This window comes from Nonomuraea sp. NPDC003201, assembly GCF_053590415.1.
The window spans coordinates 1-11282 of the sequence record NZ_JBSFTC010000148.1; the positions used below are offsets into that span (position 1 = coordinate 1).

Here is an 11282-nt window from a genome sequence, read left to right on the forward strand (position 1 = left end):
TCTCCTACGAGCACCTACACCAGCAAAGATCGATTAGCCTGACACTGGCCGCATGACACACCCCAACGCGTGTCCACTTCCGTGGGGGAAGGCCCGCGGATCGAGTGTTGCCAGTCACTACTCGGGGCAGAGGATGGCGTCCCCCGTCCTGGAGGCGAGCGGGTCGATGGCGGGATCGCGGTGGGCGCCGGCCAGGGTGAGGGACAGGACGAGCTGGACCCGCCCCGTCCCGCGATCCGAAGGTGGGGGTGGTGAAGCCGGGCGAGCCGCTCTTGACGGCCTTGTACTCACCCTGGCTCTCGCACACCTCGAGGGTGGGTAGCGGGGATCCGTGGGCGGCCGGCCGGCGTTGAGCTCCTTTAGTTCCTCCTTCGTCAGCAATTCGTACGTGTCCAGCGCTCCCGGTGAAAGGCGCTGAGGTCGTCGGCGGTGGAGATCACGCCTCCGGCGGCGTAGCCGTCAGCTCGGCGAATGCCCTCCGTACGTCTCCCCATTTCGGTGAGGAGCCGATGGTCGCGCCCGCTGGTGCAGATACGCCTCGACGGGCCGGGCACGGTGCACCTGTCCAACGGGACGACGGTCGAGGTCGAGAACGACGGGGCACCCGAGCTGGCCGACCTCATCGTGGTGCCCGGCAGCGGGCCCGGCGCCAACACGGGCGTTCCCGCCGAGATCGCCCGCGGCACGCTGCCGAAGGCGACGGCCTGTACCGCTTCAGAATCCGTCGCAGCGTGCTTGACCTGCGGATCGACCCGAGGTGGCGGCTCGGTCCAGGATCAGTTCCCGTGCCTCTCCGTCTCCTCTATCTGCTCATGATCCAGGTGTCCGGCTTGCTGATGCTCCTGGGACGTGGTCAAGCGTCCAAAGACATGGAAATCATGGTGCTCCGGCATGAGCTGGCTGTGCTGCGGCGTCAGGTCGTCCGGCCGAAGCCCAACTGGGCCGATCGAGCGGTCCTGGCCGCCCCTCCGACCAGCAGGTATCACAGAACGTGATCGTGGGTAACGACCGCTTGGAACACTGAGTGGCTGAGAGGGATGGCCATGTTTGACGGTCGCTGGATGCACGGTGTGCTGGCTGCGCTGGTCCCGCTGGGGCTGACCGCGGGCCTGCCCGGCCCGTCCGGGTCTCCGGCGCGGGAGAAACCCCCGGTCGTGCTGTTCCCCGCGTTCCATTTCACCAAGCTCCAGGCGACCGTACGCGACCAGACCACGGCGCCGGGCTGTCCGCGGTCTGGCACCTTCCAGGACTGGTTCCGCAACGACCGGCCGAGCAGGTTCAGCCAGGTCTGCCGAGACCGGTTGCTCACCCTGCGCTACCGCGACGATCCGTCGCTGCCGATGCCGGCGCGTTTCGCCGAGCAACCGGGCGTCACCGTCGAGATCATGGAATACGGCCGCACGGAAAGCGCACCGTACTACGAGGCTCTCTACCGCAGGCTGGAGACCGCCGGGTATGTCCGCGACCGGGACATCCGGGTCGCCGGGTACGACGCCCGGCTCACCCCCGACATGGGCGGCTTCTTCGAGCGCACCCGCCGGCTCATCGAGGACACCTACCACGACAACGGCGAGCGGCCGGTGCACCTGGTCGGCCACTCCAACGGGCCGCTGTATGCCCAATACCTGCTCACCCACACCAGCCAGGCATGGCGAGACCGCTACATCCACGGCTTCACCCCGATCGCGGGCAACATGCCGGGGCAGGGCCTGATGTACTCCCTGATGTTCACCGGGCAGAACATCCAGGACTTCGGCTACCCCACGACCAGGCAGAACGCGCGGAGCAGCGCGCGGATGTACCAGAGCGCCCCCTCGACCTACATGAGCGCGGCCGACCCGGCGGTCTTCGGCGACCGTGAGGTCGTCATTCGCGACTCCTCGACGGGCCGCTCCTACACGCCTCGTGACTATCGGCGCCTGTTCGCCGACGCGGGGCTGCCGACGGCCGGGAAGATCGCCGCGTACTACATCGGCTTCGTCCGGTTCGCCGATCCGAGGTCGTTCCCCGACGTGGACGTCTACGGAGAGAAGGGTTCCGGCCTGCCCACGGTCGTCGGGGCCCGGCTGGCGAACCTGTCCACCGGCCAGATCGCCGACCCCGGTGGCTTCCTGCGGCGCGACGGCGACGGTAACCAGGAGGACATCACCAACAACGCCATCCTGGCCTGGCGGGCCATGCGCTGCCATCACTTCAGCCTGACGGACAATCCCGGCGTGGAGCACGGCGCGCTGCCCAACGATCCCGCCCTGCTCGACCGCCTGGTCACCGTCCTGGGCCGACCGCGTACCCGCTGCCGGTAGCCGGCTGCTGCGGGGGGCCGAGTTCGCGTATCTGTCGGTCTGCGGCACGGGCCAAGCCGGGCACCGGCTGCCCGATGAGGCCCCGCATATCGGCGCCGCGTTCCACCTCGCGGGATTCGCCGACGTGGTGGCCTGCTTGTGGCCACTCTCGGACGACTTCGCCGTACGGGCCGCTGAGGCGTTCTACCGGCGGGCCGCGGCACGCGGTCGTCCCGGGGCAGAGGCCCCGCATGACGCCTTGCACGAGCTGCGATCCGCTGCCCCCCAGCATCTGGCGGGGCTGCTGCACCCCGGCCGGGCAGCCGAAAGCGCTACACCGAGCCGGCCGCCTTGAAACGGTGCCCGGCCCGATCTCCTGGTCGTCCAGGGGCAGGCCGCCATTGCCCGCGGCCTCGACCACGATGACGCCATGGCCGCAGGCGAGCTTGATCGCGTGGAAGTCGCAGTCGTCGACCTCCGTGGGCAGCATCCGCTCCTCGCAATAGTCCGGCGACGTGCCCCGCGTGAAATGGGCGCGGTGCACCTCCAGGAGCAGGACGTCGCCAGCATGCATGCCGGGGAGCGCGGCGAGGATGGCATCGGCCACGTGCATGCCGCTGTCGCCCTTGTCGTACGACGTGACGGTGAGGCGTTCCACCTCCGGCGCGATGCCAACGATCCCAGCGTTGTCGTCGATGGCGGCGATGATCCCCAGAACCGCGGTGCCGTGTTCTTCCTGAGCGGTGTTCAGGCTGCCGACGTGCTGGACCTTCTGCGGCAGATCCTTGTGGCTCAGTCGCCAGCCGCGCTCCACGTCGGTCAGCCCCGTGCCCTTCCCCCCGCGCCTGCCGATGGCTCCATGCCCAGCGGGCCCGACAACCTCAGGCCCGATGACCAACACGCGCTTGACCAGATCCTGGGCAGGTGCCCTGAGCTGACCACCCTCATCGAGCACGTCCGCCAATTCGCCATCATGATGAGCAAACGCCGCGGCGACCAACTCACCCAGTGGCTCACGCAGGCGGCAAGCAGCGATCTTCCTGGCCTGAATTCGTTCGTCCGCGGCGTCGAACGAGACCGCGCCGCAGTAACTGCCGGCCTGCCCCTGCCCTGGAACTCCGGCCCCGTCGAAGGCCACGTCAACAGAATCAAGATGCTCAAACGCCAGATGTTCGGCCGGGCCAATTTCGACCGACTCCGCCGTCGAGTGCTGTCCACCACCTGAGCACGATCACGCACCGCAACCGATCACAAGAAATGAACCAGAACCCAGTGGGGCGCTCCACCCATGACCCGTGGCCCTGGCCCGCTTCCTGTTCGGCGGGTCGACGGCAGACGGGATGATCAGGGCGCAGGGTGTGCGCGACGCGCGACAAACCCGAGGTCGGTGGCTGGTCGCCGTGCAATTAGCGTGCAATTGGACAGGGTAACGAGGGGTCAATCACGGTCACTCTCGAGCGGGTTTCCGCCCAGCTCAGAGCCCTCACGTGCTGCGATCCCTGCAGTTCCCAAGCTGACAGCGCGGGTTCGATTCCCGTCACCCGCTCCACGCTCGGAGGCCTAGGTCAGGACGCTAATGCAGACTCGGGCCTTGATCATTTTGAGTGATCTCCATCCCCCCGTCGCGAGCGTTGTCACGGGCGGCACATACTGGAGGGGATGAAGCCAGCCAGCGGTGCATCCCGCCGCCACCTGCCCACAAGTCCCTTCAAGCCCCCGCCCCCCGCCCCGCCTGCCGAGCGGTTCAGCGTGAACGATCAAGTGACCCATGATCGGTATGGTCTCGGCGTCGTCATCGCTGTAGAAGCCGAGATCGCTGTGTTCGTCGATTTCGGATCGCGGCAGGAACGAATCACTACACCGTTCAACAAGCTGTACAAACTTTGAGACCGCCGTCACACGGAGAAAGCACACAGCGCGAGCACTTCCCCGCCAGCGTTTAGCTCGGCCGAGTCGGCGTGGATCGTGTGGGGACGTTCCTTCCTGGGCCCGGCCATACGAGCACAGGTATGTCGCGAGGAAGCAGAAGCCATGCCCCGTACCCGTTGCGTGCCCGTCAGAGAGGGGACCAAGAAGGACTCACAGGGAGCCGTGGCTACTCACCCCGCTCCCTACAGGTCATGGTTCTCCCACGTCAGCAGCCACGTGGCGTTGCGACTTCCCAAGCTGACAAGGGATTTGAGCGGCTGTCCCAACCCTCACGTAGGGAGAGCGGCACGAGGTTAATCTCCGTAGCAATACAACATCAGATTGGGTTGCGCACGCCAGCTCGTTAGCAGCTTCCGCATGGCCGCCACCAACTCACGCTGTGAGTCATCGCAGGCGGCTGTATCCAAACGATCGAAATCAGCCTCAAGCTGGGGTAGGTCATGGCGGTCGAGAACACTGTCGGGCCTTCCCCCAAGGCCAGGTAGTTAAGGTTTCTGGGTTGCTGGCAAGAGCGGTGCGGAGATTGGCTCGGCGGTGTAGACACCTGGTTTGATCTTGTGGATGAGTCGGCTGGCGGCCCAGCGCGATAGCTGCCGATACATCGTGTTCAGGGTGACATCACCGAGGTGTTGGGCGATGTCGCGGGCCTTCCAGGGGCGGTTGGGGTTTTGGTGAAGGAGGGCCAGGACCTGTTGTTGTCTGCGGCGGTCGGCCGCGGTGATGGGTCGCTCGTCTCGGGACGTGGCAGGCAGTGTGGGTGGGGGTGGCAGGAGGGTGATGTCGAGGTCGGTGATGGTGCGGCTGTGGTCGGGTCTGCCGTCGTCGAGTCGTTCGTTGTAACGGGAGATGGGTGATTTGACCTTGCGGGTGCTGACACGTGGGCGGCGGGGCGGCAGCAGCGCGGCCAGGACGCGGCGTCCGATGCTTCCGACCAGGCCGGTGGCGTTGCCGGGGTTGTCGCCAGGCTGAATTACCAGGTCGCGGGCGGCGTGCAGGGCAATGGAGAAGCCGCAGCGGTCGGGGTCGGTGCCGGGCCGGGACTCGGCGGCGTCGACCATCACCGTGCGAAGGAGCTGATAGAGCGTGAGCACCGACCACATCTCCTGTTCCAGGCCGGCGGGGTCACCGTTTCACGAAAGTCATTCGACGGCAATTGGGTAATTTGCGAAGCGTCGGTTGTTAACTTGCTGACTTCGAGCCGTGACGCGCCCGCCTCGTCGGAAGATGGCAAGGGCAAGCGCTCCCGTCCGCCTATCGGCTGTCTGGCGGGGCGACCGACTCCCGACTTGATCTTACTTAAGTTTCTTCGCCATCGAAGGTTCCCATCAGCGCCCACACTCAGCGGCCGGCGACGGTGGCGGTCGGGCTGCCATAAGTGGTGTAGGCCAGCCAGGTGGGATCGCCGGTCTCGTCCATGATCTCCAGCCTGCCGGCCAGCGTGGCTCGTCCCAGTGGCTCGCCACGTTGATAGAAGTGCTCGTAGAAGCGGTCGGCGAACCTGGCCGCCGATTCCGACCGCACGCCCCACAGTGATCCGATGAAGGCGCCGGCCCCGATCCGGATGAACTTCTCGGCCCACCCGGTGTTGCTGCGGATGCTCGGTGTCTCCCCTGCCGTACGGCAACCGTTGAGGAACACCAGCGGGCTGCTCTTCCACGGATGGCGTCGGGCCGCAGGCTCCAGATCCACAGGTCTCAGCTCGCCTCCGTGCAGCCGGAGAACCGAGCCTTCCGCATCGGAGAAGTCATGGTGTCCGGTGAAGTGCACGACCCCGGCGAGATCGTGCTCGACGAGTTCATACAGGTCATCGAGCTCCTCGATGTCCGGATGGCCGCGAAGGGCGGACAACCGGCTCCGGACCATGGTGATCTCGGCCGAGCAGTCGATCGCGGGTACCGGGGCGTCCCCGGGCGGGACGATGCAGGCGACCCTGCTCATGGCCAATCTGCGAACCCGCCTGTGTCCGTAGACCCAGCGCACGATCGGCACGGTCTGCGCGAGGAACCCGTTCTCGCGGTCACCGTCCACCGGGTAGAGCAGCTCCCACGGGATGACGTCCAGTTCACTGACGACGGTCAGCGAGCTGATCCGGCCGGCTTGCGCCCAGAACTGCTCGCGCACCTTCTCGGGCACCACCCCCCAGAGTTCGGCGCCTCTGCCCTGGAGCCTGCGGCGGATCAGCGCGGCGGAGTCCTGGGCGGCCCGGCCGGCCGCCATGTGGCTCAGCTCTCCCGCCATCTGCTTGACGATCTTCGTGGGATCTGCGGCCAGCCGTTTCACCGTTTCGGGGGCGTGCATGACCTCGCCAACGAACTGGAAGCGGTACCCCTCAAGGTCGCGCTGCACGTGAAGGGTGACCTCTCCGGGTTCGTAGGCCATTGACGGAATGGCCGCGGTCCGCACCGTCGGCTCCTGCCACTCGACCTCGGTTTCGGCCGTCACCTGGACGGCCGCCTCGCCGAGCAGCGTGCCGTTCCTGAACACGCGCACGATCACCTTGTGCAGACCTGTGACAGGGGCGACGAGGCCGAACCGGACAGGGTCGGAGTCACCCTCCGCCGGGACGTTCAGGTCGGCTTCCATGTCCCCGGCGACGATCAGGGTGGGAGCCCAGAGGGAGATTACGACCGAGGCGCCCTGCGGTGGGACATCGAACGCCCGCAGCGAACTCGTACGGCCGGAGCTCAGCCGGGTGATCCGGACGTACAGTGGCACGCGCTGTCTCACAGCCGCGTTCTCCGGCGCCGAAACCTCCAGAAACCGGGTAGACGACGGCGCGGTGCGGTAGTCCTCCTGGTCGGGCACCTCGGAACGAATCCACTCCCGGGTCTCCGGGAACCTGGTCAGCACGCGGCGCAGTTCTCGCTTGGCACCCGGGCCGCTGGGCAGGCCCAGGGCATGGTCGAGGTCGCGGGTGAACGCCTCGGCCGCGCCGGGGTCGCCGAGCAGTGTCCGCACCAGTGGCCTGATCCGCTCGGCCAGCAGCCGCCACTCCCGCTCGTCCAGCGCCGGGCTCACCGCCGGCACCTCGCGGTCTCACACCCCGACGTGGCTGAAGGCGGCCCAGAGGTGAAGGGGAGACTCATCCCGCCGGTCGGGCTCGCGTGGCAGAACCCGGTCGAGCAGCGCGTCGGCGACCTCGGGACCCGGCCACGCAGAGTCGTCGTCGAAGGCACGTTCCCACACCTCCACTTTCTCCTCGTTGGTGGTGTCCCGAAGCCAGATCTGCGCTCTGCGCAGCGCCTCGGCAGGCGTCCACGACGCGCTGCGCCAGTCGCGGTAGAACTCGGTCATGAGCATGCTCGTCCGCACGTCCGGTACGGCCCACAGCGGGGCGACGACACCGGCGGCGCCGGCCTGGAGGAGCCCGGTGGGCAGACCGATGACCTCGTCCGGCAGCTCCGTTCCCGGCAACGAGGCCTCGCAGGACGACAGGACCGCGACCCTGATCCTCAGGTCCATCTCCAGCAGGTCGCGCACCCGTAGTGCTTGGCCGCCGGAGAGCATGAGCCCGCTCTCGAGCGGGTCGACCAGGTTGGCATGGCCGTGGCACGCGAAGTGCACGACATCGGCCGCGGGGAGTTCGCGGCGTACGTTCGGCAGTGTCGCCTCGGTGCCGGCCAGAGATCGTGCTGTGCCCCGGGTGGCTTCCCCGATCACGCTCGCTTCCAGCTCGGTGAAGGGGGTCGGCCGGTAGCCGGCCGGCATGGGCTGGGGATTGATAACCGCCAGCAGCGTCTGCCTTCGCCGCTCCGCCGCAATCCTCCGTGCCGCGGTCAACGACCTGGCGTTGGGCGCATAGCTGATCGTGGTCGTGTCGAGGGCGTAGGCGCGGCCTGTCGGCCTGGTCCGGTCCGGGGTCCAGGCGGCGTGGAGGGGAAGCAGCCCGAGCAGCCCGCCTGTCACGAGGGTGATGGCCGGATCTTCCTCGACCGCCTCGAGGAGCGGCTCCATGACGGTGTCCCAGAGCCAGCGGGTCGCCGCGTCGAGGTCGGCCGTCCAGGGCCCGGCCGCGGCGGACGGGTCGGCCTGGAACTCGTCATAGGAGGTGAGCAACGCCGACACGCGGCTTCTCACGGAGTCCGTGGTCAGATGAGGGAGAACGACGGGGTCGACGTCGCCGTTCTCCCGCACGACGAGAGCGATCCCCTCGGCCTCCGTGGCACTGATGTAGCACAGCGGCTGAACGGCCGCGGCCGACACGTCGTCGAAGGTGGGAGCCATCAGGAAGTTCTCGTAGCCCTGGACCTGGCGGATCTCCTCCACGATCTCGTTGAGCTCTTGCCACGCGACCCGCAACTCTTCGAGGTCGCCGTCCTCTGCGCCGGTCTGCCTGGGGAACGCGGCGGGGTCGCTCATGGCAACGATGCTACGCGTCCGTGGACCTTACGCGGGTGCCCGTTACAGGGCGATATCGGTAGTCGCCGCGGATGCCACGAGGAGGATCAGCCCGGCATGACAGAGCCGTGCGTTCGGCGAAGGGTGGTCGCGATGCTCGCGATGCCGCCCGCGTCCGCTTCGGCCGACAGCTCGCTCAGCCGGTGGGTCGCCCTCCGATAGCGCTCGACGAGATCCTGCCGCCCTGTCGCGCCGAGCCGGTCCAGATCGGCGCGGTCCCGCTCCAGTCTCTCCGCGAAGATCACCGCGCGCCCGCTCTCCAGCGCCTCGACCGCGCCTCGGGCTCCGTACCTCGGATCCTGCAAATAGACCATGGACGCCGTGGCGTGCAGCGCTCCGACCCTGCGTAGCCACCGCTCCTTGTTCGCCCTCAGAACTTGCCTCTCCCACAGGCGCCGGGCCGCCCGCATACCCAGGTCGACGGCGTCGGCGGCCTCACGCCATACGCCGCGTCCCACCGCCCAGGCGGCCCAGGCGGATGCCGCATCGAGGGTCACGTCAGGCGCGTTGACGAGGCCTCGCTCGCACACCTGCCGGAACGTGGCCACACCTTCGAGGACGTCATCACGGTGCTCGGCGAAGGTCGAGCGCATCCGCAGGGCGCGCGCCAGGGTGGCGGCGTGCACGGTGGCGTCGGGCGCGGCGGCTCCGGTCGCGGCGAGCGCGGACCGTACGAGCGCGATCGCCTCGTCGAGAACACGGAGGTCCGGGCGTCTCCGCATCCGGGTCAGCAGAGCCCGGGCGAGACCGGCGCTCAGCGTGGCACGTCCGGCCGCGGTGACCTTGGCGGAACGCAGACCCTCACGGAGGGTCTCGACCGCCTCGTCGGCTGCCGAGGTGACGTTCAGCCGGACAGCCTGGAGGATCAGCGCGTTGCCTAGATTGCCCAGGTATATCGCGCGCGCAGGGCTGTCGACCGGCGTGTCGGCCACCACCTCGCGCAGCACGTCGGCGCAGCGCGTGATATCGGCTGTGGCTCCCTCATGCATGAACCGTGCGGCGAGGACCGTCGCGAGACTGTTCCGCATCCGCGGTGAGTCGGGCGAGCCGTCCGGGATCAGCGGCACCACCTCGTCGATGGTCCGCACCGCGACGTCCAGGTCTTCGAGGCTTCCGGTCCGTTCATACCTGACCCATAACGCGTTGCCGAGGTTGAACAGCGCTCCCACCGCGTTCACGGAGTCACGTGGTTCGGCCCGCACGGCCTGACGCAGAAAGGTCAGGGCATCGTCGAGATCCTCGGCGCGGCCCGCCCGCAGGTAACGGGCGGCCAGTCCGCTGCCCAGCGCCATGGCCCGTGCCGGGTGGCGTGCGGCCGACACCGGGGTGCCCGCCAGCGCCTCCCGGTACAGCTCGACCGCGCGTTCGACTTCCCGGTCACCGCTCTGCGGGTCCCCTCCGTCGCGCTCGGCCCGGGCCAGCAGCAGGTGCGCCAGCCGATCGAGGTTCGCCGGCCGGTCGTGGCCGGTCACAGACGCCGCGGCCACCGCGCGCTCCGCGTGCGTGATGCCCTGTTCCAGGAGCGCGCGGTCGCCCGTGAGCGCGTACCGTTCCTGCCAGTACGCGGCGAGGGTCCCGTGCAGGGTGGGCCGCAGCGGCGCTTCGGCGGGCAGGGAACCCTCCGCGCGTTCGAGCATCTGCCGGGCGCGTTCGAGGTCGGCGGGGTCCCCGCGTCGCGCGTACCTGAGCATGAGAGCGCCGCCGAGGTTGATCAGATGGGCGGACAGGTCCATGGGGGACCCGTCGAAACGCTCGACGGCCTCACCGAAGGCCGCGATCGCCTGGTCGAGGTCGCCGGGGCCGCCCGTCAGCTGGTAGCGCTCGACGAGTCCCGTGCCGGTTCCCGTCAGCAGGGCGGGCAGGCGTGCGGCGATCTCTCTCGTCCAGCTCGTCGCACGGTTGAAGCACGTGATGGCGGCGTCGAGGTCGAGCGCGTTCCCCAGTAAGCCGTGGCGCAGGCGTAGCGCCTCGCCCAGCCCGTTCAGCAGATCCGGCACCGTCGTCGAGTCCTCCGGCAAGGACTCCAGCGTCCCGGAGAGCAGGTCGATGGCCGCTGCCAGGTGAGCCGGCCGATGGTCGCGCTCGAAGTGCATCCGGTGCAGGCGGGCCACGATGTGGGCCAGGAAGGCCCGGGTGCCGGGGGCGGCGCCGGGAACGAGCCGGGCTTGGTCGAGGTCCTCGAGGGCTGCGTCGAGGTCCTCGCGCCGGCCGGCGGCCTGGTAGCGCCGCTCGTGAGCGAGGCCCTTGTCGAGGAGGGCGGCGCGCCGCCTGGAGACGGGCCCGTCACGCCAGAGCGTGACGATCCGGCCGAAGTCCGTCAACGCCCTGTCCAGCGCGGCCAGGTCTCCGGAGCGCGTGTAGGCGTCCTGCGCGGCGTTCGCCTTGTCCCGCAGCTCGCTGCTCGCGGCGACGAGCCGCAGGTACTCCTCATAGCCTCGTTCGATGCCCATCTCCCGGCTCATGGTGAGGAGCAGGTGATGGTCTTCGAGGATCAGGATCTCCTTGGCCTGGCGTCGTGCCGCGGTCTGCCGGAGGAGCTCCCGCTCGGCGGGCTCGTCCAGCAACTCCGGATGTTCACGCAGGATCCGGCGCGAGGACTCCCAGTCGGGCGCGTTGATCCACAGGAGCAGCGTGCTCACATCGTCGTCGGACATCATTGCCGCCAGGTGAACC

General features: G+C 68.4%; 9 protein-coding genes and 1 pseudogene. 5 read left to right on the plus strand and 5 right to left on the minus strand.

Translation table 11 applies throughout. The features are described 5' to 3' along the window. The first annotated feature begins 525 nt into the window (after window positions 1-525). The 3 genes from ACWDX9_RS36875 to ACWDX9_RS36885 all read left to right on the plus strand — a co-directional run bounded on the left by ACWDX9_RS36875 (window position 526) and on the right by ACWDX9_RS36885 (window position 2637). The gene (locus ACWDX9_RS36875; RefSeq protein ID WP_449962448.1) at window positions 526-816 is read left to right on the plus strand and encodes a hypothetical protein; all 291 of its coding nucleotides are present in this window, start codon (window positions 526-528) and stop codon (window positions 814-816) included. A 245-nt stretch (window positions 817-1061) separates the two neighbouring features. Then, window positions 1062-2303, plus strand: coding sequence for a lipase/acyltransferase domain-containing protein (locus ACWDX9_RS36880; RefSeq protein ID WP_449962451.1), 1242 nt, complete (start codon window positions 1062-1064; stop codon window positions 2301-2303). Window positions 2304-2370: 67 nt separating this feature from the next. Beyond that, window positions 2371-2637 (plus strand): CHAT domain-containing protein, encoded by a 267-nt coding sequence (locus ACWDX9_RS36885; protein WP_449962499.1) that lies wholly within the window; start codon window positions 2371-2373, stop codon window positions 2635-2637. 42 nt (window positions 2638-2679) lie between these two features. Here ACWDX9_RS36885 and ACWDX9_RS36890 read toward each other — a convergent pair. Beyond that, window positions 2680-3237: pseudogene (locus ACWDX9_RS36890) on the minus strand (S8 family serine peptidase); the annotation flags it as partial. Between ACWDX9_RS36890 and ACWDX9_RS36895 the strand changes: the two are divergent. Beyond that, window positions 3142-3507 carry an ISL3 family transposase gene (locus ACWDX9_RS36895; protein ID WP_449962454.1) on the plus strand — a complete coding sequence of 122 codons (366 nt, stop codon included), beginning with the start codon at window positions 3142-3144 and terminating at the stop codon, window positions 3505-3507. The pseudogene ACWDX9_RS36890 and the gene ACWDX9_RS36895 sit on opposite strands and share 96 nt — an antisense overlap. Before the next feature lie 434 nt (window positions 3508-3941). Then, the gene (locus tag ACWDX9_RS36900) at window positions 3942-4169 is read left to right on the plus strand and encodes a hypothetical protein (protein WP_449962456.1); all 228 of its coding nucleotides are present in this window, start codon (window positions 3942-3944) and stop codon (window positions 4167-4169) included. A gap of 527 nt (window positions 4170-4696) precedes the next feature. Here the strand turns inward: ACWDX9_RS36900 and ACWDX9_RS36905 are convergent. The 4 genes from ACWDX9_RS36905 to ACWDX9_RS36920 all read right to left on the minus strand — a co-directional run bounded on the left by ACWDX9_RS36905 (window position 4697) and on the right by ACWDX9_RS36920 (window position 11266). Further along, complete coding sequence (locus ACWDX9_RS36905) at window positions 4697-5302, minus strand: hypothetical protein (protein WP_449962459.1); 606 nt, start codon at window positions 5300-5302, stop codon at window positions 4697-4699. 247 nt (window positions 5303-5549) lie between these two features. Then, window positions 5550-7229 (minus strand): CHAT domain-containing protein, encoded by a 1680-nt coding sequence (locus ACWDX9_RS36910; RefSeq protein WP_449962462.1) that lies wholly within the window; start codon window positions 7227-7229, stop codon window positions 5550-5552. 18 nt (window positions 7230-7247) lie between these two features. After that, complete coding sequence (locus tag ACWDX9_RS36915; protein WP_449962464.1) at window positions 7248-8570, minus strand: CHAT domain-containing protein; 1323 nt, start codon at window positions 8568-8570, stop codon at window positions 7248-7250. An 86-nt stretch (window positions 8571-8656) separates the two neighbouring features. Further along, the gene (locus tag ACWDX9_RS36920; protein ID WP_449962467.1) at window positions 8657-11266 is read right to left on the minus strand and encodes a hypothetical protein; all 2610 of its coding nucleotides are present in this window, start codon (window positions 11264-11266) and stop codon (window positions 8657-8659) included. Between the last annotated feature and the right edge of the window lie 16 nt (window positions 11267-11282).

Bases quoted from the DNA above. Each gene is read 5' to 3' on its own strand.
- ACWDX9_RS36880 (WP_449962451.1), top strand. From the start codon at position 1,062: ATGCACGGTGTGCTGGCTGCGCTGGTCCCGCTGGGGCTGACCGCGGGC.
- ACWDX9_RS36895 (WP_449962454.1), top strand. From the start codon at position 3,142: ATGCCCAGCGGGCCCGACAACCTCAGGCCCGATGACCAACACGCGCTT.
- ACWDX9_RS36900 (WP_449962456.1), top strand. From the start codon at position 3,942: ATGAAGCCAGCCAGCGGTGCATCCCGCCGCCACCTGCCCACAAGTCCC.
- ACWDX9_RS36915 (WP_449962464.1), bottom strand. From the start codon at position 8,570: ATGAGCGACCCCGCCGCGTTCCCCAGGCAGACCGGCGCAGAGGACGGC.
- ACWDX9_RS36920 (WP_449962467.1), bottom strand. From the start codon at position 11,266: ATGATGTCCGACGACGATGTGAGCACGCTGCTCCTGTGGATCAACGCG.